A 23,315-nucleotide genomic window follows, 5' to 3' on the forward strand; every position below is an offset into this window, starting at 1 on the left:
TCGAGCGCCTCAGCGCCTTGCCGCAAAGCCGGCGAGCGCCGCCAGCGCCGCGGAAAAAGCAACGTTCCAGTTCGCCAGCGTCAGACCGAGGATCCACAACGCCGGCTCATCGCAGCGCACGACTTTCGTGGTCCGGAGCTGCATCATGAAGTCGTCCACCGACGGCGCCGTCGAAAGCGGACCCGAACAGTCGGACGGCCCGGCGAAGATCTTCCATTCGACGCCGGAGTGGTAGATCGAAAGGATGGCGTTGCCGGCGAAGAGCAGCGCCATCAGCAGGAAGGCCGCGCGCGCTGCGCTGCGCATCCTCGTCTGCGCGGCGAAAGCCGCAAGCGGCGCGAGCGCGAACGCCGCGTAATAGGGAATGCGCTCCTTGTAGCAGAGTTCGCAGGGCAGATAGCCGAGGGACTCATAGGCCCAGGCGCCGCCGATCGCCGCCACCGCCGCGGCGAGAATCAGGAGCGACGCGTTGCGCGGCTCGAGGACGCACTCGATAGCGCCGCGCCAGCCCATTCGCCTGAGTTTCGCGCTCAAAACATCTTCGCCGCAAGCGCGAAGCCGGCGACCACGATCACCGCCAGCGACCCCACGAACAGGCCGAAATGGCTTTCGAGTTTCGAGCGGATCGGCTCGCCGAAGCGGTTGATCGCCGCCGCCAGCACGAAGAACCGCGCGCCCCGCGTCACCATCGACAGGACGATGAACAGCGGGAAATTATAGGCAAGAAGCCCCGAGACGATGGTCACGAGCTTGTAGGGGATGGGCGTGAAACCCTTGACCAGGATGAAGATCGCGCCCCACTGAGCGTAAAAGGCCCGCAGCGCCTCCATCTTCTCGCCGTAGCCGTAGAGGTTGATCAGCCACTGGCCGATCGTGTCATAGAAGAGCGCGCCGAAGGCGTAGCCGAGCGCCCCGCCGGCGACCGAGGCGAGCGTGCAGATTCCGGCGAAATACCAGGCCTTCTTCGGCTCGGCGAGCGTCATCGGCACGAGGATCACGTCGGGCGGCACCGGAAAGAACGAACTCTCCGCAAAGGCGATCGCGCCAAGCGCCAGGGGCGCGTGCCGGCTCGCGGCGAGCGACATGGTCCAGTCGTAGAGCTTTTTCATTGGTTTCCGGAGGTTGGGGCGCGCTCTCGCGCATAGCACGTATCTTATGGAGAAAGAAGTTTCGCGGGTTGACGGGCTCTGGGGCGCGGCTAATATCCGCGCCGCTTCGCCGGCTTTTCCGCCGGAAGGGCCCCTGTGGCGGAATTGGTAGACGCGCTCGACTCAAAATCGAGTGCCGCAAGGCGTGCTGGTTCGACTCCGGCCAGGGGCACCAAAATTAGACGCGCCGGCTGGACGGCTGCGGTCCGGGAGGTCGCGCGGCCCTTGATTAGGGCTTGCGAAACACGACGAAGGCTTCCGACCTGTCGTCGAGCCAATAGCCGAACAGAAGATAAAATCCCGTTTCCGGACTCAGCCATAAACGCGCGCTGTTCAGCGGCCGGTCGAAAAGCACGTCGAGCGTCCCGTCGAAACATTTCATGTAATAGTGCAGGAACTTCAAAGAAATTACGGGTAAATTCATGTATCCGTCGAGATAGGTGCGCTCAATCTCGAGCCCGCTGTTTCGACCCGCCTCCTGCAGCGCCGGCAGCGCGAGTATATGGCGATGATACGGCTGGTGCAGGGAATGAACATACCTGTCGACGTCGCCGAGATCGATCGCGGCGGCGTTTGGCGTGCCGATCGCGACCAGACCGCCTGGACGACAAAGCGCCGCGAGGCGCGCAATCATGTCGATGGGATCGTCGACATGCTCGACGACGTCCTGCGAGATGACCAGGTCGTAGCGTTCGGCGAGCGGCGCAGGATCGCTGTAGCGCGGCGAAAATGCGTCATAGCCGACCGCGTCGTAGCCTCTTTCCCGCAGATATTGAACGAGCGAGCCGCCGCCGCAGCCGTAATCAAGCGCCCGGGCCCCCGCCTTCAGACCCGCCTGGGAAAGCCGCCGCGTCAGACGCCGATAAGCGAGCCGCAGCACCCCATCGAGCTTCATCTTGTGAAAAGGATACAATTGGTATGCGCTGTCGAGGTCGACCTGTTCGCCAGAGTGGATGGAGCGGCATGAAGGACAGCGCCACACGCGAAACCGGGTCTTGCCCAGCGCCCTGACGTTCGAAGGCGCAGTAGCCGTTTCGACGCCGCCGTCAGAGTGCGATGAAGCTCCACAAACGCAGCAGGCCTCGAGGACGCTCATCATTCGCTCTCTTCCAGATCCGGGGTTCGCTGATGCTCCGGCCCCGGTGACAGGCTGCGCGAATTGCGCGTTCCCGACAAGCGCGCTTTGCGCTTCGTCAACATGCCGACCCGGATCGGCCTCAGCCGCGCCGCTGGATTCAGCGGCCCCTCTCGCATGAGGGCCGCGCCGCATTCATCGCCGGCGGCGTGAAACCGCCGAATGCGCGCTCAAGCAGCGTCGCAAAGCCGATCGTCGTGCGATCCTCGAGGTAGGGTCCGATGATCTGCACGCCGATCGGCAGGCCGGAGCCGTCGCGATCGATCGGCGCGACGGTCGCCGGCAGTCCCCCGATCGTCGCCGGCGCCGCCCAGATCGTGTGGATATCAAGATAAGAGTAGAGCTTGCCGTCGACGCGTGCGCGGCGCGCTTCGAGCGGCGCCGAGTGATCGTGCGGAAAAGCCGTCGTCGGGGCGGCCGGACACAGCACGACGTCGAAGTCACGAAACAACTCGCGCCATTTCCGCCGCAGCTCTGCGCGTTCAGCCTCGGCGCCGCGCCATTCCCGGAAGGTCAACACCGCGCCGCGCGCCCGCTCGGCCACGAGGCTGCGGTCGCGCGGGGAGAATGCGGCGGCGTCTCGAAAGAGCTTCTCATAGCCGACGACCGACAGACCGGCGCCCCAATAGGCGGAGAGCAGACGCGCTTGGAGACGCGTCGCTTGCGCGAGATCGGGCGCGAGAGCGCGTTTATCGGAGACGCGGACGCCAGCCTTCGCCAGCCTTTCGGCCAATCTTGCGAGCGCCTCCCTGACGATATGCGAGGTCGGCCCGAGCGGATGGGCGTCGACGATGAGCGCGCGGAAGTCGTTCAGCCTGTCGTGACGCGGCGGCGGCAAAGCGAGCCTGTAGCCGACGCCCGCGGTCAACTCGTCCGGTCCCGCGACGACGTCGAGCGCCAATGCGAGATCGGCGGCGGTGCGCGCCATCGGACCGACGACGGCAAGATCATGCTCGAGCGGCAATGGCGCCGTACCCGGGCGCGCATGACCACGGCGGGGCACAAGGCCCTGTGTGGGCTTATGCGCATAGACCCCGCAATAATGCGCCGGCTCGCGCAGAGACCCGCCCATGTCCGAGCCGAGCGAAAGCGCGCCAAAGCCCGCCGCCAGCGCCGCCGCGGAACCGCCCGAAGATCCGCCCGGCGTGCGGCAGAGATCGTAGGGATTGCTCGTGGTCCCATAGACGCTGTTGTAGGTCTGCCAATCGCTCAGCCATTGCGGCACGTTGGTCTTTCCGAGAATGACGGCGCCTGCCTGTTTTAGTCGGGAGACGGCGAGAGCGTCTTCCTTCGGCATGAAGCGCCTGAAGCGCGGATCGCCCCAGCTGGTCGGCAGTCCGGCGACATTGAAGGATTCCTTCACCGTGACGGGGACGCCGAGCAGCGCGCCCCTCTCGCCGCGCGCCAGCGCCGCATCGGCGGCGCGGGCCGCCGCGCGGGCGCGCTCGAAGTCGCGCACGGGCACGGCGTTGATCCGTGAATCCAGCGCCTCGATCCGCGCAATCGCGCGATCGGCAAGCTCCAAAGCGGAAACGCGCCGCTCGCGCAACGCGGCCACGAGATCGCCGGCGGAGCGGTAGTCCCACGCCGACTCGGCGATCTCCTGCGCAGCCGTCTCCTGCGCCGCAACCGGCGACGAAACGCCGCCAGCGGCGATAGAGGCCGCGCAGGCGCCCGCCTCTAGGAGAAAGTCGCGTCTTGTCCGGGCGGGCGGCGCGCCGTTTGTCGATCGGAATACATCACGCCGATTCATGCCGGCGGGTCACGAGGGGCCTTGCGCTGCGGCGCGGCCAATCGCCATCTGACCCACCGCGCCCTCGACGTGAAACGGAAGCCCCGTCATTCCGGCGAACAGGTCGATATCGCCGACGCCGATAGCGCAGGCGCCGAGCTCCATCTCCGTCGACATCAGATAGAGCGTCTGCATGAGGACGCCGACATGCTTCAAGACCAGGGAATAAGCGAAGCCGCTGTATTTCCAAGACACGCGTCCAAAGCGCGCCGCCATTGTGATCATGATCTGCGGCGGCTTGGGCGCGCCCATAGCAAACTGTCCGTCTTCGATGATCGCTCCGAGCTGGCGCTCGCTGACCTCGATCGCGACGAGCGCGTGGCGATCCGCATCATAGTGATAGAACCCGCGCGCGAGGCCGTCGCATTTATCGACCGCGAGATAAAGCTCCAGCTCGTAGCTGGCGCCGCCTGACGGGTAGGGCCGCGCAGCGATTTCGATCGCCTCTCCGTCGGCTTCGCTCAGCTGTTGGTGCGAAATGATGCGGGCGGCGCCGTCGAGAAAGCGCGCAACTTCGGCGAGCGTGATGGGATGCGCGTCGTCGAACACGCGTTCCGAGCGCCGTCTGCGCAGCATCGCCGCGAAGGCGGAATCGCCAGCGTCGGCGATCTTTCCAAGTTCGATCGCCGGACCGGGCCAGGCGGGCCGCACCGGCGGCGGCTGCGCAGCAAGATGCGCCCTTGCGTATAATCCGCCGGTTGGATTGGCGTGGCGCCCGTTCGTGCTGCGAACATGGAAGAGCAGGTCGTGGAATTCCCACAGCGCAAGATCCTCGTCGCCTTCGCGCGCGCGCGAGCCTTCGGCCGGATCGGCGGCAAACGCCATCCTGCAATCGACGAGCAGGGCGAGAAACTCTTCTCCCGGAAAATCGAGGTCGCTGCGCAGCTCAGAGAGCGATCGCGGCGTCGCGAGCAGCGCGAGCGCGGAAGCCGCGCGCGGGTCGCAAATGCGAAAGGCCGCGCCGGCGAGAGGCGATTCCAGCACCAAATCCTCGCCGCGCCGCCGCAGATAGGCGAAGCGCGAGAGAACGAAGCGACGCGTCGCGTCGAGCTTTTGAAGATTGGGCCGGTAGTCGCGCATCTGCGGCTCGATGGCCACGATGTCCTGCCCGCCGCGGGAAAGATGGTATTCGACGAGGCCATGGAGCGCGAGCCGCTGAACGAGCCCGCGCAACTCCTTTTCCTCAGGCGCCTCGTTCGCGCCGACGCCGAAAAGCGGCCGGCCCGCGGTCAGTTCGGTCGCGTGGCGGAGGGCGGCGGCGCTGAATTTGCCGAGAAGCAACGTTTCATGATCGAAGCGCGCGCGAAGCACGCCCCCGGCCGCTTCCTCCAGGGATACCCCCGGACCCAATTTGGCGAGAAGCATTACGGGCGCGCGGCTCCGATCGGCGCTCAATTTATGTCCGTGGGTGGAGAGGATTGAGGTCCCGCTCGCGCGTCGGCCGCCGACGCAGACCCATCGAGACGGGCGTGTCGTAGAGCCGACCCGGACCGAAGCGGCGATAGAAGTGCCTCAGGCCAGGGACCATCACCCGCGCGACGGGAACCTCGATGTCCGGCCGCGTCTGATCGAGCACGAGGAAGTCGAAGCCCTTCTTGGCCATGTGGGCGACGCAGGCGCGGACCTGGTCGCGGCGGTCGTGGGTCGCGAAATCCTTGAAGCGCGACCGGCCGAAACTGGCCTTGCCCTCGGGGCGCAAATAAGCGTGCTTGCGCAAGGGGAGCGGATCATTCCCGTAACCGTCCCCCTCCTCTTCCGGCCGTCCCCGCAGCCGCTCGATGGCGAGGAACTGATTGAGTTCGGTCATCGCGCGCAGCGTTGCGATCCGCGGATCGAAATGCGCGCCGGCGGCGACCTCGATGAACTCGCGCCCTTCCTCCTCCCAATGCGCCACCGCGACGACGACGGGAATGCCGATGTCCGTCGTGACGTTCAGCGCCCACACGTCGCGGCCCATCTCGGCGAAGGCGGCGCGCAGGTCGCAGACATAGCTGTCGCCCAGCTTGTCGAGGTCGATTCCGGGCGCCCGTAATTTGTTGTACCACCAGATCGCATAGGCGTCCCGCTCCACGAGTTCGAGAAAACCCTGGAGAATCGCTTCTTCGATCGTGTTCCCGGCCGCGCAGCCGTTTGAATCCGCGCTCAGCTGACCGCCGCAATCCGAATTGTGAAAGAAATAGAGAAGCCCGGTCGGCGCATATTTGAATCTTTCGTCGCGGAGCGACCAGACGGGCGACCATTCCATTTCCAGCGAAGGATCGAAACGGGGCGGCGCGCCGTCGCTGGAGCAGCACCCTTGCGCGCTCTCCTCATATTGCGCGTCGCTAAAGTGGATGATCTCTTCGGGATGCATCGCCTCGCCGGCGGAGAAATCGGCGAAGCGCCGCGCGACCCTGATCTCGTCGCCCTGATAGATCCCGCAATAGCGTTCGATCGCCTCCATCAAGGCGCTGGCTTCGCCCTGCTCCGCGATGCTGCCCTTGCCATAACTGTCGCCGCTCAACCCTGCCTGCAGCGCGTCGATCGTCTCGGGACAGGGCGAAAAATTGTGCCGGGCGACAAAACTGGCGTCGAGCGGCTGGTCGCTCTTGATCCGTTCGAGATGCGAGACGACGCCGGTCAGCGGACTGACATGCTTGCGATAGCGCGCGACCGTTTCTGCTGGCGTCATCGAGCGATAGCCGCCGCTCGTCACCACGATCCTGCCGCCGGCGCGCAGTCGGACGGGGATTGCCGGACGTTCAGGATCGCGCAGCGGCGCGTCGCCGCAGACGGGGCATTGAGGGCGCGCCGGCACGTAATGGCGCGCGACTTCCGAGCCGAGCATGTCGAGGCTGACGATATGCTCGCCAAGGTCCGTGCGAAACCCGCTGGCGATGGCCTTTCCGATCTCGACGGCGGCGAGCGAGAAGCCGCTGCGCCCGAGCGCCTCCGCCCCGAGCGGCGAAGCCGAGACGCAGCGCGCCGCCTTTCGATCGAGAAACGCCTTGACCTGCCGGTTCCACTTCATCCGGTCGGAAAGGCATCTCCAGCAGGCCCCCTTGCCTGGGCTGAAAATCGGTCCGACGAGCGGAAAAAGTCCCGTCGGCTGAACAGGCAGCCAATCGGCGTTCTCCTCGAGACGATGCTGATTGAACTCGGCCAGCCTCTCATCGAGATAATCGCCGACGAGCGCAACCGTCAGATCGCCCGCGCCGTCGACCACACTGACGCCGAAGCCGCGCAGCGCATCTGCGAGCTCCTCTTGTCCGCCGACGCCGAGCGACTCGATTCCAACGCGGACGTTTTGCAAGTTTTCAGCCGCGGCCGCGGGGCTGAGGCCGAGACTTGCCCAGTAGGCGGCGGTCACGTCCTGCGCCGCATCGGAAGGGACGACGAAGCGGCGATCGATCAGCCGATTGAAGGCCTCGTCGATCTTCGCAGCGGGGAAATCGGCGGCGAGCGCATGAAGGATCGATGTCTGATCCTCGCCCGCAGCGATTCGTTCGGCGAGCGCGCAATACAGCGCGCCGCGCAGAAAGAATTTCCTGTTCTCGGAATAGAGGCAGACGACGTCAGGCGGGAAAATGTAGACGGCGTAGTTCGGCGCAAAACGAAACGCTCCCCCCGCACGTCCTTCCAATTGTCGCGCGGGAGCTTCCATCGCCATCGATCTACCGCCAGCCTCCCACGCGTAGTCATTTGCCGACGGCGCAACGGCAGGCGTTCACAAAGCAGCAGTTCGCGCTTTGAAAGAACGCCGTCGCGCCGCGTCCCAAGCGGGCTCTCGCCAGCGGCGGGAGCCCGTCAGACTGCGATTTTATGTAGAGCCAGCCTTAGCCGGCGCAGCCTCTGCAACCCCTGCAGCCGCCGCATCCACGGCAACCACGACAGCCTCTGCAGCCGCCGCATCCACGGCAACCACGACATCCCCATCCCCACCAGGCGACGGTTTCAGGCTTGGCATCCTTCGCCTCCTCGCGATCGAACAAACGGAAGGAGCTCAGGCCGACGTCGAATACTTCCTGTTCCTGGAGGTTTACGTCCATCAACCGCGTATTGCCGGTCGCCGGCTCGGTGGCGGCTTCGGCCGGGGCGCCGCTCACGAAGGCGGCTCCAGCTAGCGACATTGAGACGCCAATGACGCCCAGCGCCTTCGAGTTTCGATTTGGGCCCTTCGAGTGATCTGATGAACGCGCCATTAGCTTACCTCCCCAAAAAGATAAAAATCCGCGGCCCCAACGGGTTTAGTCTAGCACCCGACCCCCCGTCGTCAATGCCCCCACCTATTCAAGACGCGAGTCATGCCCGCGAATCAATTGCTTGGCCGCGCTCACGGCAACTTGAAGCTGCGTGTCAGCCTTCGGAGGTCACGCAAAGGTCGCCAAGGAAAAGCGCGTCGAGTCCGGCGCCGCGAAAGGTGGCGACGGCATGCGCAGGAGTGCAGACGATCGGCTCGTTGTCGTTGAAGGAGGTGTTGAGCACGAGCGGCACCCCCGTTCGCTCGAAGAACCGCGATATCAGGGCGTGATAACGCGGATTCGCGGCGCGTCGCACGATCTGGACGCGCGCGGTCCCGTCCTCATGGATGACGGCGGGAATGCGCGCCGCGCGACCTGGTTTCGTCGGACAGGCGAAGAGCATGAATTCGTGACTCTGCGACGGCGGGCCGAGGTCGAACCAGTCGTCTGCATGTTCCGCGAGAACGCTCGGCGCGAAGGGTCGGAAGTCCTCGCGGTGCTTCACGCGCTGATTGAGAATGGCGCGCGTGTCCGGCCTTCGCGGATCCGCCAGCAGCGAACGATTGCCAAGCGCGCGCGGCCCGAATTCCATCCGTCCCTGAAACCAGCCGACGATGTTGCCGTCGGCGATCATCTCCGCGGCCTCCCGGGGCGCATCCTCGCATTTGCGGGGCTTCAGACCGGCGGCGCGAATCGCCGCCAGCGCTTCACGCTCGCCATATTCGGGACCGAGATAGGGCGTCGCGCCGCCTGTCGGGCGCTTCGCTCCGCGTTGCGCGCAATGCGCGACGAGCGCCGCGCCGATCGCTGTGCCGGCGTCGTGCGGCGCGGAAGGAATGAAGATGTCGCTGAAGGCGCTCGCCTCCGCGAGGCGCGCATTGGTCACACAATTGAGCGCGACGCCGCCGGCCAGACATAACGCGCCGCCCGGCGCCTCACGCTCGAGACGACGCAGGAGCGAGAGCGCCGCGAGGTCCGTCGCGTCCTGGAGCGCCGCCGCGACATTCATGTGGTGAGGCAGGAAGTCCCCGTCGGGGGCGCGCCTTGGTCCAAAAAGCGCGTCGAGGCCGCGCGGCTCGAGCGATCTGAAGCCGATCCGCTCGGCGTCCACGGCGTAGCCCTCCTCCGTGGCCTGAATGATCGACGCGAATTCCCGACGGAAGACCGCCGGGTCGCCATAGGCCGCTAGACCCATGACCTTGGCGGCGTCGTATGCCGAGAAGCCCAGATAGACGCTCGTGTGCTCCCATACGAAGCCGAGGGAGTGCGGATAGGAGAGGCTGGCAAGGACGCTGATATGATTGCCCTCGCCGCGCGCCAGCATCGTGCAATCGGCCTCGCCGATCCCGTCGATCACCAAAATGGCGGCCTTCTCGAACCCCGATGGATAATAGGCCGAGGCGGCGTGCGCGAGATGATGCGGCACGTATTTAAGCGCCTTGCCCAAGCGTCGGCCCATCAGCCTGGCGACGGCGTCGTCGATCTCGTCGAGCGATTTCAGAAACACGTCTTCGAGAGCGCTGTCCGGCCACCATTCGGGACGAAATTTCGCGCGGCGCAGCCGCGGCTCGAAAGAATAAGCCACGATATCGATGTCGTCGGGCCGCAGGCCGGCATAATCGAGACAAAACCGCACCGCCTGCTCGGGCAACTCATGCGGATTGTCGACTCGCGCCTCCTTGGCGTGTTTGACGCGCGAAAAGCGTTCCTCTTCGCACGCCGCGATAACCTTCCCCTCCACAACGAGCGCCGCCGAAGATTCGTGAAAGACGGAATTGATCCCGAGAATATTCATCTGGCGGACTGGCTCCCTTGTCCTGCCCTTCCCGGTTGCTCAGCCGGCAGGGTCTTATTGGTTTCGCCGATCCGGTGAGCCGACTTCCGCCAGAAGGCCCCTGGGCGCTTGCTTTTGTCGCCTATCAACGTCTTTGGCTGACCTCCTTTCCTACCACTTGGGTTTGGCCGCGGGCGAGGCAACAGCCAAGGCAAGAACACATGTCGCCTTCGAGTTCGGGCGCAGACGCGGGAGCAGTCAAAACAAATTATCGCATGGCTCGCGAAACGCGCGGGTCGGCGGACGCGCGCATCGCTTATCCGCAAGGGCGCCAGCCTACCGCCCGTAGGCGCCCAGCGGGCGCGGCGCGCCGGGCGCTTCCGGATATTTCGACGGTTCGAAAGCGTCGTTGCGGCGTATTTTCGGCCGCCGCACGCCTTCGCCTACGCGCACGGTAGCCGACACGGTCGTGCGCCGAGGGTTGGATTCGGCGACGCCTCGCTCGGTTGGCTCCGATCGCTCGCTGGCTTGCGCGGGCTTCGCCGCGGCGGCGCGCTGCAGCCCCTCGACCTGCCCAGCCAGCGCGCCGATCGCGGCGCCTGTCTCCGTCTTCATTGCGTCGATGCGCTTGCCGAGACTCTCAACGGCGTCGGCGGCGGGAGCGGCCGCCTGCATCGAGGACCTCATTCCCGCCAACTCGCTACGAAGCGCGCGGATCTCCTCTTCCATTTTCTGCGTCGTGCGCAGGAAGGCGGCGCGCTCCGCGTTCTCTTGCGTCGCCATCGTCCGAACGAGGTCCGGCATCGCGGAAACGGTGGGCCATGCGGCTTCGGCGATCAGCCACCCCGCGAGCGCCGCGGCGCCATAGAGCAGCCCCGCGCGCAACAGGCGCGAGCCGTGGATGAATGCGCTCTTGAGCGCCGGAAGCCGGCTTTCCGCGACTGGCGGTTTCGGACTGTCGGAGAAATCCGCGGAGATTTTCGCGTCGCCGGACGCTGCTCTCAATTCCGGCGCGTCGATTGCATGAGGCGCGGCTGGGCTGAGGTCGAGGGCGGCGAGTCCCGTTTGCTCGGTCATGGGCAAGCTTCGAATGACATGCAGGATTCTGCAGAATTCTGGAGCGTCACGCCGATTGCTTGAGAATGGATTAACGTTCCGCGCGGCTTGCTCGGCGCCGGCGCCTAAGTTTTCAAACACCACGATTGAGAAAATAGAATCGATCTCGAGAGCGATGCTCAGCCTTTTAGGCTTATGACCCTTCGCGACGACGCGCCGCCTCGTCGCGCGCATCGCCACATCAATCATTCTCAATCACTTCCGCTTCGCAAAAAGCTCCAGATAATTAAGGCGGATTTTCAAGTCCCTGAACGCGACTCGCTCCGGACCTCTGAGCGAGCGCGCGTTCCGAAGCATCGTTTACAATTTGATAACAGGATGCTGCTCCCCTCTTTCGCCATTCGATATTCGTCGCGCGCAAGCGAGGAGCGATCTTATGGACGAGGCCAGCTCGCAAAACGAGACGTCCGCCGCAACGGCTACGCGAGCGAGCGAAGAGAAGGATGCGCCGGTCTGCGCGGAGACGGGAGCCGAGATCAAAATCTCCGCCTGCGAACCTGCGACGCTGATTTCAGACGGCGAAGTCTCGGACGCCGGCAGAAAGGTCGAGATCAGGATCAATCTCGGGTTCGACGATCAGACGCTGAAAAACTTTCTGTCGTCCCTCAAGAACGCGCCTCAACTACAGCCGCAAACGGCCGACTACTTCAGCCTGACGGCCCCCTTCAAGGATGAAGGCTTCACGTCCACGCGGACGCGGACCGATGACGATCAAGGGGGGCGCATTTCTCCCGTAGCGTTGCTTTTGATGTTCGTCGTCGGATTCGGACTGAAGCTGCATTTTCACGACTTCAAACTTCCCGCATTTCCCGATCAGACCGCCGCGTCGATCAAAGCTTTGGTCGACAGAATCGTGATGTCCGAGTCACAGGGCAATCCCGAGGCCCGCAGCAAATTTTCTTCCGCGGCCGGACTGGGACAGTTCGTCAACGCGACATGGATGGATCTGATCAAAAAGCACCGACCCGACCTCGCGAGCAATCTGAACGAGAAAGAGATTCTCGATTTGCGGAAGGATCCCGAGCTTTCTCGTGAAATGACGGCGCGCTATGTCGAGCAAAACACGTCGATCCTGATGAAGAAGGGCCTGCCGGTCACGCCCGGCTCGCTCTATCTGGCTCATTTCGCCGGACCGGGCGGCGCGGCGGCGATCCTCTCCGCGCCGGAAGAGGTCGATGCGGCGACGGTGATCGCCAGCGTTGACGCACAGCCCAGCAGAACGCGAGAGAAGATCGTAAACGGAAATCCTTTCATGAAGGGCTTTACCGTGAAAGACCTCAAAAACTGGGCGCATCTGAAGATGCAGGGGGTCCGCCTCGATCTCGAGACGAGAACGGAAGAGAATTTGGCGCGGGGCGACTAAGCCGTACCGCCGCGGCAGGAGGCCACGGCGGCGGGCGGATGATGGTGAGGGGCGAGATCCGCCGGGCTCGCGCGAAGAGTAAGGCCGCCCTTCGCGATCCATTCCTGGCAGGCCGCGGTCGCGCGAGAGATCAACTCGCCGGAGCGCGAGAAATCGTAAGGTGAAACATTCAACGGACAGAGCGCCGGGGCGAGATGCACGTCGACCTCCTGAGGCAGGCGCTCCAGGTCGCGGATCAATTGCCAGGCGATGAGCAGAGTGATCGCGTGCAATCCGCGCGCTACGGCGCTCGCCGGGGGTTTTTCCAAGGCGCAGGCGTAGCCCGTCGGCAGCACGATGATCCTGGACGCGCCCAGCGTCATGGCGAGCCACAGCGGCGTGTTGGCTGCGACCGCCCCGTCCATCAGGGGCGCGCCCGCCACCTCGACGGTGGGAAAAATTCCCGGCACCGCAGCGCTGGCCATGATCGCCTCCACAGCGGAACCCTGCGATAGCGTTACGGCGACGCCCTGCATGTCGGTGGCCACGATGTGAACGGGGAGCTTCGCCTCCTGCAGCGCGATAAAGGGCAGATGCCGCTCGATCAGCGCGCGCAACGATGAAGGGTCGACAAGATAATTCGCGTGGCGCAGAAGACCGAGCGCCATTCCGAAAGTGAAGGGAAAGATGTCGCTTCGACGCAGGCCCAGCCAGATCCGGGCAAGTCTTTCGACTCCCTCGGCGTTCGGCGCTCCCGCGAAATAGCAGGCGTTCATCGCCCCGACCGAAGACCCCACGATGAAGTCCGGGCGAACCCCTGCCGCAACGAGGCTTCGAAGCATGCCGACCTGGACAGCGCCGAGGCTGCCGCCGCCGGCGAGAACGAAGGCGGTCTTGGCGCTTGCGCCATTCATCACGCGATCCTCCAGTCCGCCAGGCGGGCCAACAGTCGCTCATTATTTAGGAGGGTGAGCGAGGCCGATCCACGTGCGGGCCGGGCTAAACCAGACCGCGACGGCGCCCTTGATTTCACCGACGCTCTGCTTAATTCGCCATTGCGGGCGCTTTTACGAGGACTTTGCAATGGCTGAAGACAAAAATCCCACCGAACAGAAGAAAATGGCCGAGTACGAAAATCCCACCGTTCAGAAGAACAAATATCTTTTCGGCGGAGTCGGCGCCGTGCTCGGCGGCCTGACGGGCGTCGCGATCGGCGGACCGCTGATCGCAGTCGTCGGCGCGGGGCTTGGCGGCCTGCTTGGCTACAACATGCTGAAGCGGCTGTAAGGCGCTAGTCGTCGCGCTGGCCTAAAAACAGCAACACCACCGCCGCGCAACCGATGAAGCGGAACGCGGCCTGTTCCAGGTCTGGTCCGGTCCGCCACATCTGGAACCACTCACCGCCGACGGCCATGAAGCCGAACAGGTAAAGGCCGACGGCGAGCGCAAGACCCGAAATCGCGACGCCCTTGGCGGCGTTGAAGCGGGCCGCGTCCGCGTTGCGCATCAGAATGAGCCGCCACACGCCGGCGAGAACAAGCGCCGCGGCGGCGAACTCCACCGCGATGATGAAGGCGTAAAGCGCGCGATGCAGCGCGGGGCTGGCGATGGCGCGCCATTCGAGCGGGCTGCCGGCCGGCACCTGGCTCATCGACATCACACGGCTGACGATGTCGTAATTGGTGTCGTAGTCGGTCACATTATTGATGGCGACCAGCATAATGAGCGCGCCGAGCGCCGCGCTCAGCAGAATCTTCGCATACCGGATCAACATCTCCATCCACTCCCGAGGCGCAACCTAGCATGACCTGAGCGATTGATCTTGTCGCCCGAGGGCTTACAACAGTCTGGTCTCCTTCGGACTCGAGTCCATGATCGATCTCCATTACTGGCCTACGCCCAACGGCCACAAAATCACGATTTTTCTCGAGGAAACGGGACTCGCATATCGAATCAGACCCGTCGACATCGCCAAAGGCGATCAGTTCAAGCCGGAATTCCTCGCGATTTCTCCGAACAACCGGATGCCGGCGATTGTCGACCGCGAGCCGGCGGATGGCGGCGCTCCCGTCACGCTCTTCGAATCGGGCGCGATCCTCGTCTATCTTGCCGAGAAAACCGGACGGCTACTCCCTACCGAGCTTCACGGGCGCGCGCGAACGCTGCAGTGGCTGTTCTGGCAGGTCGGCGGTCTCGGCCCCATGGCCGGGCAGAACCATCACTTCGCCAAATACGCGACGGCGCGAATTCCTTACGCCATCGAGCGCTACCGCAACGAGACCGCTCGCCTCTATGGCGTGATGGACGGCCAACTCGCCAAGACGCACTATCTCGCCGGCGAATATTCCATCGCCGACATCGCCTGCTATCCCTGGATCGTTCCGCATGAGGATCAAGGCCAGGATCTGCACGACTTCCCGCATCTCAAGCGCTGGTTCGAGACGATCCGCTCCCGGCCGGCGGTGATCCGCGCCTATGCCGCGGGCGCGCCTTATGAACGATCGCGCCTCGATTTCACGGCTCTCGAGCGGGAAATACTTTTCGGTCAGACCGCCGAGCGAGGCGGCGCGAAATAGGTTATGGCTGCGCGGCGTTTTTCAAAGAAGGGCACGCCGCGAATATGTTGAACGACCGCCAAACCGCCGCGCGCGAGACCGCCAAGGCGCTGATCGAAGTGCAAGCGGTGCTCGTGAATGTCGATAAGCCGTTCATTACGACCGCCGGCTGGGCGTCGCCGGTCTATATCGACATGCGCAAGATCATCGCCTTTCCGAGGCTGCGTCGGCGCCTCATTGATTTCGCGACGCGCACGATCGAACGCGACATCGGCTATGAATCGCTCGACGTCGTCGCCGGCGGCGAAACGGCCGGCATTCCCTTCGCCGCCTGGATCGCCGACAGCCTCATGCTGCCGATGCAATATGTGCGCAAGAAGCCGAAGGGCTTCGGCCGCAACGCCCGCATCGAAGGCGATGTGATGGAGGGCGGCCGCGCGCTGCTCGTCGAGGACCTCGCGACCGACGGCGGCTCGAAGAAGGATTTCGTGCAGGCGCTGCGCGACTCGGGGCAGCGCTGCGATCACGTCTTCGTGTTCTTCTTCTACGATATTTTCGCCGGCGCCCGCGAGGAGCTGGCGGCGCTCGGGATCAGCCTGCATGCGCTCGCGACGTGGCGCGACGTGCTCGCTGTCGCCCGCGAGCACAAATATTTCCCCGACGACGCGCTGAACGAAGTGGAATCCTTCATCGCCGATCCCGTCGCCTGGTCGGGCGCGCATGGCGGCCTCGCCAAGGCGAAGGGTTGATCGGCGCAACGGCGATTTCAGCTGCAGCTGATGAATTCACGATAGAGCCACCCCAGCCGCTTTCCGCTGGTGCTCGCGACATAGGCCCAGGGCTTGCCGTGCTCATCTTCGCCGTAGCGCTGCACGACAACGGCTTTTCCATCCTGGATCACGCCGATAATTTCGTTGCGCTGATCATGTATGGCGATCGACGCGCCCGTGGCGTCCGTCGCCCTGCAACGGTCTCCGGCGAGCGCCGTTGCGCCCCAGACGATCGCGGCGGCCAGAGCGGCGAGAGTCAGGCCGGCAAAGGGCGCAAGTTTCTCGGTCATGAAAGGCCTCCCGTTGGATGGGAAAGACTATAGCCAAGGTTCAGGGATCGCGAATTGCGCCAGCGCACGTGGAGCCGATCATGCGTAGATTGACGTTCCTGCTGGTCACAGCGCTTTCAGCGTCCCACGCGCGCGCTGACGGACCGCCGCCGGGCTTTGCGCGCCTTGCCGACGTCGCGCCGGACATCGTTCAGGATATGCGCTACGCCGGCCCCGATAATTTCACCGGCGCGCCCGTTCCCGGCTATGGCGCCCCGCAGTGCTGGCTGCGCACTGAGGCCGCAAAAGCCCTTGCCGCCGCGCAGAAGGATGCGCGCGCGCAAGGCGTTACGCTCGTCGTCTATGACTGCTATCGACCGCTGCGCGCCGTCTCCGCCTTCGTCGACTGGTCGCGCAGCGCCGATCAGCGGACGAAGTCGGCGCATTATCCAGGGCTCGACAAGAGCGCGCTGTTTCCCGAGGGCTATATCGCGGAACATTCGACCCATTCCACGGGGCTTGCGGTCGATATCAGTGTCAAAGGCTGGAACTTCGGCACGCCCTTCGACTTTTTCGATCCGCGCTCCTGGACGAAGTCCAAGACCTCGACGACGGCGCGGGCGCATCGAGACGCGCTCGTCGCGCTGATGCGCCGCCACGGCTTTGAAAATTATCCGCGCGAATGGTGGCATTTCACCTACAAAGGCGCAGACGGCGCGCCGAGCTATGATGTCGAGATCAAATGAGTAGCTCCGCGCCGCTCGACTAAACTGAGCCTTCATGCGTCCGTCACTGCTCGATCCTTTCTTCGGCCGCGTCGCCGCGCTGCCCGGCGTCGGACCGAAAACCGCGAAGTTGTTCGACCGCCTTCTCGCCAGGCCGGGGAGCGAAGCGCGCCTCGTCGATTTGCTCTTTCATCTTCCCACCAACGTCATCGACCGCAGCGCGCGCCCGACGATCGCGGCCGCCCCTCTCGAGACGATGGTCGTGTTGAAGGCGCGCGTCACCGAGCATCGCCGCCCGCAAGGCCGATATTCGAAAGCGCCCTATCGCGCGCTCGTCGAGGACGACACGGGAGACGTCGAACTTGTGTTCTTCCTCGCCAATCCCGACTGGATCGAGCGCAGTCTCCCGCTCGGCGCGACGCGCTGGATCTCGGGGCGCATCGAGCTTTATGACGGCCGCCGCCAGATCGTGCATCCGGATCGCGTGCTTGATGAGGCGGGTTTCGCGAAGCTCCCCGCCTATGAAGCCGTCTACGGCCTCACCGAAGGCTTGCAGGCGCGCTACGTCTTGCGCGCGACCGACGAGGCGCTTGGCCGACTGCCGGGCCTTCCCGAATGGCAGGACCCGAGCGTTCTGGCCGCCAACAAGCTTCCCGCCTTCGCCGATGCGCTGCGCACGGCGCACCGGCCTGACAGCGCCGATGCGCTCTCGCCGCAGCATCCTGCCCGCCAGCGCCTGGCGCTCGACGAACTGCTCGCGAGCCAGCTCGCTCTTCGGCTTATTCGCGCCACCATGCGCCGCCCCGCGGGTCGCGCGCACAAGGGCGACGGCCGCTATGCGCGACCGATCGAATCCGCCCTGCCGTTCCGGCTAACGCGCGCACAGCAGCGCACCCTCGAAGAGATCCGCGCCGACCTCGCATCGGAGAAGCGCATGCTGCGGCTCGTGCAGGGCGACGTGGGTTCGGGCAAAACGATCGTCGCGGCGCTCGCCATGGCGAGCGTGGCCGAGACTGGCCGGCAGTGCGCTCTGATGGCGCCGACCGAGATCCTCGCGCGGCAGCATCATGAACGGCTGTCGCCGATGCTCGAGCCAGCGGGTCTTCGCATCGCGCTGCTGACCGGCCGTGCCAGGGCGCGCGAGCGCGCAGCGCTCCACGACGCCATCGCCGCCGGCGAGGTCGACGTCGTCATCGGCACGCATGCGCTGGTGCAGAGCGATCTCGCCTTTCGCGATCTCGGCCTCGCGGTCGTCGACGAGCAGCATCGCTTCGGCGTCGAGCAGCGGCTGGCGCTCGGCGCCAAGGGCGAGGCCGTCGACGTGCTGGTGATGACCGCGACGCCCATTCCCCGCACGCTGGCGCTGACCGCCTTCGGCGACATGGATTGTTCGGCGCTCGATGAAAAGCCGCCCGGCCGCACGCCCGTGTCGACGCGCGCGCTTCCCGCCGACAGAATCGACGAGGTCGCGGCGGGGTTGCGGCGGGCCCTGGCGGAAGGCGCGCGCGCCTATTGGGTCTGTCCGCTCGTCGAAGAGAATGAGGAGCTGGATCTCGCCGCGGCGCAGGAGCGCCATGCGGATCTCGCCAAGCTCTTCGGATCGGCGGTCGGTCTCGTGCATGGCCGCATGAAGGGCGCCGAAAAGGACGCTGTGATGGAAGCGTTCCAGCGCGGCGACATCAAAATTCTCGTGGCGACGACGGTCATCGAAGTCGGCGTCGACGTTCCGCAAGCGACCATCATGGTGATTGAGCATGCCGAACGCTTCGGCCTTGCGCAGCTGCATCAACTGCGCGGGCGCGTGGGGCGCGGCGCCGCCAAGTCTTCCTGTCTGCTGCTCTATAAGGGGCCGTTGAGCGAAGCGGCGAAGGCGCGCCTGATGATCATACGCCAGACGGAAGACGGATTCCGCATCGCCGAGGAAGATCTCCGGCTTCGCGGCGAAGGCGAAATCCTCGGCGTGCGGCAGGCCGGCCTGCCGAGCTTTCGGCTTGCCGATCTCTCCGCCCATGCGCGACTCCTCGCCATGGCGCGCGACGACGCCGAACTGATCCTGCGTCGCGATCCCGAGCTCTCGAGCGAAAAAGGCCAAGCCCTGCGCGCCCTGCTCTACCTCTTCGAGCGCGACGAGGCCGTTCGCCTGCTGCGCGCCGGCTGAGGCTGATGGGGTTCGCGGGAGTCGCGCCTCACATACGCCGCGCGACCACAACGCGATTGCTGTTGACGCCCTTCAAATTGTTGGCGACGCCCCAGCAATTGCTGGTCTTCGTGAAGCTTTGTTCGTTCACGAGCACGCCAAGCCGTTCGAAGGGAAGATCGTCGAGCGCGCGCCACACCAGCTGTTCCAACGGAAGCGCGCCGCCCCTGACTTCGCCAACCTCATAAGCGACATGGCCGCCCGGCTTCACTACGCGCGCCAATTCCCCAAAAACCGCGCGAGTCATCAGCCGCCAGTCCTCAGGCGAGCGAAGCTGAGAAATGCCGATGGACTCAGGATCAACCCCGGCAAACCAGTTGCGCAGCCAATTGTCTCCACGATAGTCGACCACATCCAGGAAGGGCGGCGAACTGACGACGAGATCGACTGCGGCGTCTGCGACGTGATCCAGGCGGGCGGCGTCGGTCACCGCAAGTTGCGCATCGCAGCCGACAGGCGCGCCTTCTGCGAGCAGCGCCCGCGATTTCTTGAAAATGAGCTCGGCGATGTCGCGCCGCGGCGGCGCTTGCGCGCGACGCGCGTTGATCTTCAGCTGCGACTTTACGGAAACGGCCTGATTAGGCGGCATCGTATAGACCGAAAAAAATCCGGGCGAATGGCCGGTCAGGCGATTGAGCGCCACCATTCGAATCCAGTCGTCGACGGCGTCCAGACCATCACTGGCGCACGTGATGAGATATCGCCGCAAGGCGCAAATCTCGCGCAGGGTCTTGGGGTGATAGAAGGCGAGAAGATCGTCGCGTTCGATCTCGCCGCGCCCCCAGGGCGCAGCCGCAAGCCGCGCCTCAACATCCCCAAGCGCGGGAGGGCGAAGCCGAGGGCGCGTCAGCAGCAGCGACAGCGGATTGGCGTCGGAACCGATCGGCGTGCGTCCCATCAGCGCCGCTTGCAGCACGCTCGTGCCGCGGCCCATGAAGGGGTCGCAGACCACGTCTCCCGGCTGCGTCAGCCGCTCGATGAAGAAGGCGGGCAGCTGCGGCTTGAAACAGGCGCGATAGCTGATCTCATGCAGCGGATGCGCCCGCCTCTGCGCAGAGGTCCAGAAGGCGTTGACGTGATAGGGAACGCCGTCGGTGACGATAGCGCGGGTCGGCGCATCGAAAGCCGAGCGCCCAAGCTCATGAAAAAAACCGCCTTCCGCGAGCTTCGGAGCTGCGCCCATGCGTCAGTCGCGCTGACGATCGGCGAGGCTCGGCAATGACTTTATCCTGGCGCCTGCCGCGCGGCGCGCGAGAGAAAGCTCATATTGCGTCTGCAGCTCCAGCCAGTCTTCCGGCTGGACTCCGAACCAGTGCCCGAGCCGCAACGCGGTGTCGGCGGTGACGCCGCGCTGGCCGTTGATGATGGCGGTGACGCGATTGACCGGCACGTCGATATCGCGCGCCAGATCGGACGCCGTCAGCCCGAGCTCCTGCAGATGACGGGCAAGAATTTCGCCAGGATGCGACATCCCATTCTCCATCGACGCCAGTTTCGGTTTTGATGGCCGCGCGGGAACGGTTGGGCGTCGCACCCGCGTCAAACGGCGCGCGTTCGCAGGCGCATCGCGCCGAACGCCGCTCAAAAATCTTCTGGTGAGCTCTTCATGGTAGCGGCCCATGTTCCGCCCCCGCCGAATAGAGTTTTCGTAAACCATATTATGTGGTCCGTAAACTCGGCTCGACGGCTAAGCCCCTTCGCCTTCGATCCATCTTGCGCGCGTCTCGGCGATGAAGTCGGCGAGACGCCCTGCCGCGATCGCCGCCCGCAGGCCTCCCATCAGCTCCTGATAGTAGGCGACATTCGCCTGGGTCAGCAGCATCATTCCAAGGATTTCCCCCGCTTTCACGAGGTGATGCAGATAGGCGCGCGAATAGTCGCGCGCCGCCGGGCAGGATGATTCCGCATCGAGCGGCCGGGGGTCGTCGGCATGGCGCGCGTTGCGCAGCGTCACCCGTCCGTAGCGGGTATAGGCGAGCCCGTGGCGGCCCGCCCTGGTCGGCATCACGCAGTCAAACATGTCGATTCCTCGCGCGACGGCTTCGACGATGTCGTCCGGAGCGCCCACGCCCATCAGATAACGAGGTTTTGATTCGGGCAAATGCGGGGCGGTCGTCTCGAGCATGTCGAGCATCACCTGCTGAGGCTCGCCGACGGCGAGGCCGCCAACGGCGATCCCGTGGAAATCCATCCCCGCGAGCGCCTTGGCGCTCTCGATTCGAAGCGGCTTTGACTCGCCGCCTTGCACGATCCCGAATACGGCCCTGCCCGCCCGCTCGCGAAAAGCCTTGCGCGAGCGCTCCGCCCAGCGAAGCGACAGGCGCATCGCGCGCGCCGCTTCGCTCTCGGAACATGGCAGGCGCACGCATTCGTCGAGCTGCATCTGAATGTCCGAACCCAGCAGGTCCTGGATTTCCATCGAGCGCTCGGGCGAAAGATGATGCCGCGAACCGTCAATGTGCGACTGGAAGGTGACGCCGCTCTCATCGAGCTTGCGCAGCTTCGCAAGCGACATCACCTGAAAGCCGCCCGAGTCGGTCAGGATCGGATAAGGCCAGCGCATGAATTCATGCAGCCCCCCGAGCCGCGCGATCCGCTCCGCTCCGGGCCGCAGCATCAGATGATAGACGTTGCCGAGCAGAATGTCGGCGCCGGCGGCGCGCACGTCTTCGACGAACATCGCTTTCACGGTCGCCGCCGTGCCGACGGGCATGAAGGCCGGCGTGCGGATGATTCCACGCGGCGTGTGTATCTCGCCCTGGCGGGCAAGACCGTCGATCGCGAGGACGGAAAAGGAAAAACCTTGCGTCACTTGTTGTCCTTCGCGCCGAGCGTGGCGATCTTCACGATGCGATAACGACCGCTGTCGCTTTCATTGAACCACACGGAGAACTCTGACCCGACCTTTATCGTCGCGTCGCGCAAATCGGTTCTCCAGTTCTCGTCATGACCGAAGTCGATTCTCCCGTCGCGCCGAAGCACAAACGGGCGCACGCCGTCGGCATCGAGCGAGAATGCGCCGAAAAGCTCCCACGTCGAAACGATGCGCATCTCGTCGATCCGCGCGTCAATGGTCATCGGCGCTTCTTGCGGATCGTCGCGCCACAGCGCCAGGATGCGCACCTCTCGGGCGTCGCTCATTCTTCGCAACGCTGCAGCAGGCACGCGTCGCCGTATGAATAAAAGCGGTAGCCGTTCTCGATCGCATGCGCATAGGCGGCTTTCATGCGCTCGAGTCCGGCGAACGCCGCGACCAGCATGAACAGCGTCGAGCGCGGAAGATGGAAGTTGGTGAGCAGCATGTCGACGGCGCGGAAACGATAGCCGGGCGTGATGAAAATCGACGTGCGGGCGGCATAAGGCAGGATGCGACCGGCGTCGTCCGCCGCGCTCTCCAAGACCCGCAGCGCCGTCGTGCCGATGGCGACAATTCTTCCGCCCTTGGCCCGCGCATTGTTCAATGCTTCGGCCGTGCGCGCGTCGACCCTCGCGAATTCCTCATGCATCTTGTGCAGGTCCGTGTCGTCCGCCTTGACGGGAAGGAAGGTGCCTGCGCCGACATGCAGGGTGACGCAGTGAACACTGACGCCGCGCGCCTCAATCGCCGCCAGCAGCTGCGGCGTGAAATGCAGGCCCGCGGTGGGCGCGGCGACGGCGCCCGCTTCGTGCGCGAACATCGTCTGATAGTCTGTTTCATCGCGCGCGTCGGCCGAGCGCTTGCCGGCAATGTAGGGCGGCAGCGGCATGACGCCCGCCTTCTCGATCGCATCGTCCAGCGCCGTCCCGTGAAGCTCAAAGGCCAGCGTGATCTCGCCGTCCTCTCCTCTCGCTTCGACCCGGGCGTCAATCTCAGTCGTTTCGGCGCAGTCGTGCTCGGCGACGTTGCGCGCGAAACGAATGCGATCTCCCGTCGCGAGTTTTTTCGCCGGGCGCATCAGCGCGCGCCAGCGAGAGGAGTCGAGCCGCTCGATCAGCGTCGCTTCGACGTTAGCGCTTAATTCGCCGCGCACGCGCTGGCCCGAAAGCCGCGCGTGAATGACGCGAGAGTTGTTGACGACCAGCGCGTCGCCCTTACGCAAATAGCTCGGCAGATCGCGGACGATCCTGTCCTCGAAGCCCGCGCCGCAGGGCGCGACGAGCAGGCGCGCGCTGTCGCGGGGATCGGCGGGCCGGAGAGCGATCCTGTCTTGAGGGAGATTGAAGTCGAAGAGGTCGACGCGCATGCGGAGCTTGCAAAAACCATAAGCTCCGTCAGGTCAAGTGTGCGAGGAG

General features: G+C 64.7%; 22 protein-coding genes and 1 tRNA gene. 7 read left to right on the top strand and 16 right to left on the bottom strand.

What is annotated here, in order from left to right; genetic code table 11:
* Window positions 1-9 precede the first annotated feature (9 nt).
* Together AC0X69_RS03135 and AC0X69_RS03140 are read right to left on the bottom strand one after the other, a co-directional pair.
* Entirely contained in the window at window positions 10-513 is a 504-nt protein-coding gene (locus tag AC0X69_RS03135) for a disulfide bond formation protein B (protein WP_482613295.1), read from the bottom strand.
* Window positions 514-530: 17 nt separating this feature from the next.
* Complete coding sequence (locus AC0X69_RS03140) at window positions 531-1,109, bottom strand: YqaA family protein (RefSeq protein WP_482611206.1); 579 nt, start codon at window positions 1,107-1,109, stop codon at window positions 531-533.
* Between the two features lie 129 nt (window positions 1,110-1,238).
* Here AC0X69_RS03140 and AC0X69_RS03145 point away from each other — a divergent pair.
* Window positions 1,239-1,323 (top strand) — tRNA-Leu (locus AC0X69_RS03145).
* Window positions 1,324-1,377: 54 nt separating this feature from the next.
* Here AC0X69_RS03145 and AC0X69_RS03150 read toward each other — a convergent pair.
* The 6 genes from AC0X69_RS03150 to AC0X69_RS03175 form a co-directional block, all read right to left on the bottom strand.
* Window positions 1,378-2,061: a class I SAM-dependent methyltransferase gene (locus tag AC0X69_RS03150; protein ID WP_482611208.1), complete on the bottom strand. Its 684-nt coding sequence runs from the start codon at window positions 2,059-2,061 to the stop codon at window positions 1,378-1,380.
* A gap of 322 nt (window positions 2,062-2,383) precedes the next feature.
* Window positions 2,384-4,036 carry an amidase gene (locus AC0X69_RS03155; RefSeq protein WP_482611210.1) on the bottom strand — a complete coding sequence of 551 codons (1,653 nt, stop codon included), beginning with the start codon at window positions 4,034-4,036 and terminating at the stop codon, window positions 2,384-2,386.
* A 9-nt stretch (window positions 4,037-4,045) separates the two neighbouring features.
* Window positions 4,046-5,440 (bottom strand): SagB/ThcOx family dehydrogenase, encoded by a 1,395-nt coding sequence (locus tag AC0X69_RS03160; protein WP_482611212.1) that lies wholly within the window; start codon window positions 5,438-5,440, stop codon window positions 4,046-4,048.
* 31 nt (window positions 5,441-5,471) lie between these two features.
* The gene (locus AC0X69_RS03165; RefSeq protein WP_482611214.1) at window positions 5,472-7,724 is read right to left on the bottom strand and encodes a TOMM precursor leader peptide-binding protein; all 2,253 of its coding nucleotides are present in this window, start codon (window positions 7,722-7,724) and stop codon (window positions 5,472-5,474) included.
* A 686-nt stretch (window positions 7,725-8,410) separates the two neighbouring features.
* Window positions 8,411-10,090 (bottom strand): carbamoyltransferase family protein, encoded by a 1,680-nt coding sequence (locus AC0X69_RS03170; protein ID WP_482611216.1) that lies wholly within the window; start codon window positions 10,088-10,090, stop codon window positions 8,411-8,413.
* 315 nt (window positions 10,091-10,405) lie between these two features.
* The gene (locus AC0X69_RS03175) at window positions 10,406-11,146 is read right to left on the bottom strand and encodes a hypothetical protein (protein WP_482611218.1); all 741 of its coding nucleotides are present in this window, start codon (window positions 11,144-11,146) and stop codon (window positions 10,406-10,408) included.
* A 415-nt stretch (window positions 11,147-11,561) separates the two neighbouring features.
* On the opposite strand from AC0X69_RS03175, the gene AC0X69_RS03180 reads away from it, so the two are divergent.
* Window positions 11,562-12,548: a transglycosylase SLT domain-containing protein gene (locus tag AC0X69_RS03180; RefSeq protein ID WP_482611220.1), complete on the top strand. Its 987-nt coding sequence runs from the start codon at window positions 11,562-11,564 to the stop codon at window positions 12,546-12,548.
* On the opposite strand, the gene AC0X69_RS03185 is transcribed toward AC0X69_RS03180, so the two are convergent.
* Window positions 12,545-13,441: a patatin-like phospholipase family protein gene (locus AC0X69_RS03185; RefSeq protein ID WP_482611222.1), complete on the bottom strand. Its 897-nt coding sequence runs from the start codon at window positions 13,439-13,441 to the stop codon at window positions 12,545-12,547. The two genes, AC0X69_RS03180 and AC0X69_RS03185, sit on opposite strands and share 4 nt — an antisense overlap.
* Before the next feature lie 169 nt (window positions 13,442-13,610).
* Here AC0X69_RS03185 and AC0X69_RS03190 point away from each other — a divergent pair, with 169 nt between their 5' ends.
* The gene (locus AC0X69_RS03190; RefSeq protein ID WP_482611224.1) at window positions 13,611-13,814 is read left to right on the top strand and encodes a hypothetical protein; all 204 of its coding nucleotides are present in this window, start codon (window positions 13,611-13,613) and stop codon (window positions 13,812-13,814) included.
* Between the two features lie 4 nt (window positions 13,815-13,818).
* Here AC0X69_RS03190 and AC0X69_RS03195 read toward each other — a convergent pair whose 3' ends face one another.
* A complete protein-coding gene (locus AC0X69_RS03195) occupies window positions 13,819-14,247 on the bottom strand; it encodes a DUF2165 family protein (RefSeq protein WP_482611226.1) in 429 nt (142 codons plus the stop codon).
* A 151-nt stretch (window positions 14,248-14,398) separates the two neighbouring features.
* On the opposite strand from AC0X69_RS03195, the gene AC0X69_RS03200 reads away from it, so the two are divergent.
* Together AC0X69_RS03200 and AC0X69_RS03205 are read left to right on the top strand one after the other, a co-directional pair.
* The gene (locus tag AC0X69_RS03200) at window positions 14,399-15,103 is read left to right on the top strand and encodes a glutathione binding-like protein (RefSeq protein WP_482611228.1); all 705 of its coding nucleotides are present in this window, start codon (window positions 14,399-14,401) and stop codon (window positions 15,101-15,103) included.
* A gap of 44 nt (window positions 15,104-15,147) precedes the next feature.
* Window positions 15,148-15,831, top strand: a complete 684-nt coding sequence (locus AC0X69_RS03205) for an orotate phosphoribosyltransferase (protein ID WP_482611230.1) — start codon at window positions 15,148-15,150, stop codon at window positions 15,829-15,831.
* Between the two features lie 17 nt (window positions 15,832-15,848).
* On the opposite strand, the gene AC0X69_RS03210 is transcribed toward AC0X69_RS03205, so the two are convergent.
* Window positions 15,849-16,142 carry a peptide-binding protein gene (locus tag AC0X69_RS03210; protein ID WP_482611232.1) on the bottom strand — a complete coding sequence of 98 codons (294 nt, stop codon included), beginning with the start codon at window positions 16,140-16,142 and terminating at the stop codon, window positions 15,849-15,851.
* 80 nt (window positions 16,143-16,222) lie between these two features.
* On the opposite strand from AC0X69_RS03210, the gene AC0X69_RS03215 reads away from it, so the two are divergent.
* Both AC0X69_RS03215 and recG read left to right on the top strand, forming a co-directional pair.
* Complete coding sequence (locus AC0X69_RS03215; protein ID WP_482611234.1) at window positions 16,223-16,867, top strand: M15 family metallopeptidase; 645 nt, start codon at window positions 16,223-16,225, stop codon at window positions 16,865-16,867.
* Between the two features lie 34 nt (window positions 16,868-16,901).
* Entirely contained in the window at window positions 16,902-19,004 is a 2,103-nt protein-coding gene (recG, locus tag AC0X69_RS03220) for an ATP-dependent DNA helicase RecG (RefSeq protein ID WP_482611236.1), read from the top strand.
* A 28-nt stretch (window positions 19,005-19,032) separates the two neighbouring features.
* Here the strand turns inward: recG and AC0X69_RS03225 are convergent, their stop codons facing one another.
* The 5 genes from AC0X69_RS03225 to queA all read right to left on the bottom strand — a co-directional run bounded on the left by AC0X69_RS03225 (window position 19,033) and on the right by queA (window position 23,266).
* Window positions 19,033-20,226 carry a DNA methyltransferase gene (locus AC0X69_RS03225; protein WP_482611238.1) on the bottom strand — a complete coding sequence of 398 codons (1,194 nt, stop codon included), beginning with the start codon at window positions 20,224-20,226 and terminating at the stop codon, window positions 19,033-19,035.
* A gap of 3 nt (window positions 20,227-20,229) precedes the next feature.
* Entirely contained in the window at window positions 20,230-20,514 is a 285-nt protein-coding gene (locus tag AC0X69_RS03230; RefSeq protein ID WP_245257166.1) for a HigA family addiction module antitoxin, read from the bottom strand.
* A 216-nt stretch (window positions 20,515-20,730) separates the two neighbouring features.
* Entirely contained in the window at window positions 20,731-21,855 is a 1,125-nt protein-coding gene (gene tgt, locus AC0X69_RS03235) for a tRNA guanosine(34) transglycosylase Tgt (protein ID WP_482611241.1), read from the bottom strand.
* The gene (locus tag AC0X69_RS03240; RefSeq protein WP_482611243.1) at window positions 21,852-22,184 is read right to left on the bottom strand and encodes a hypothetical protein; all 333 of its coding nucleotides are present in this window, start codon (window positions 22,182-22,184) and stop codon (window positions 21,852-21,854) included. Before AC0X69_RS03240 ends, tgt begins: the two co-directional genes overlap by 4 nt.
* Window positions 22,181-23,266, bottom strand: coding sequence for a tRNA preQ1(34) S-adenosylmethionine ribosyltransferase-isomerase QueA (gene queA, locus AC0X69_RS03245; protein WP_482611245.1), 1,086 nt, complete (start codon window positions 23,264-23,266; stop codon window positions 22,181-22,183). The genes AC0X69_RS03240 and queA overlap by 4 nt, the downstream gene beginning before the upstream one ends.
* Window positions 23,267-23,315: the final 49 nt, after the last annotated feature.

The sequence above is a fragment of the Methylocystis sp. Uni0008 genome, from assembly GCF_056838045.1.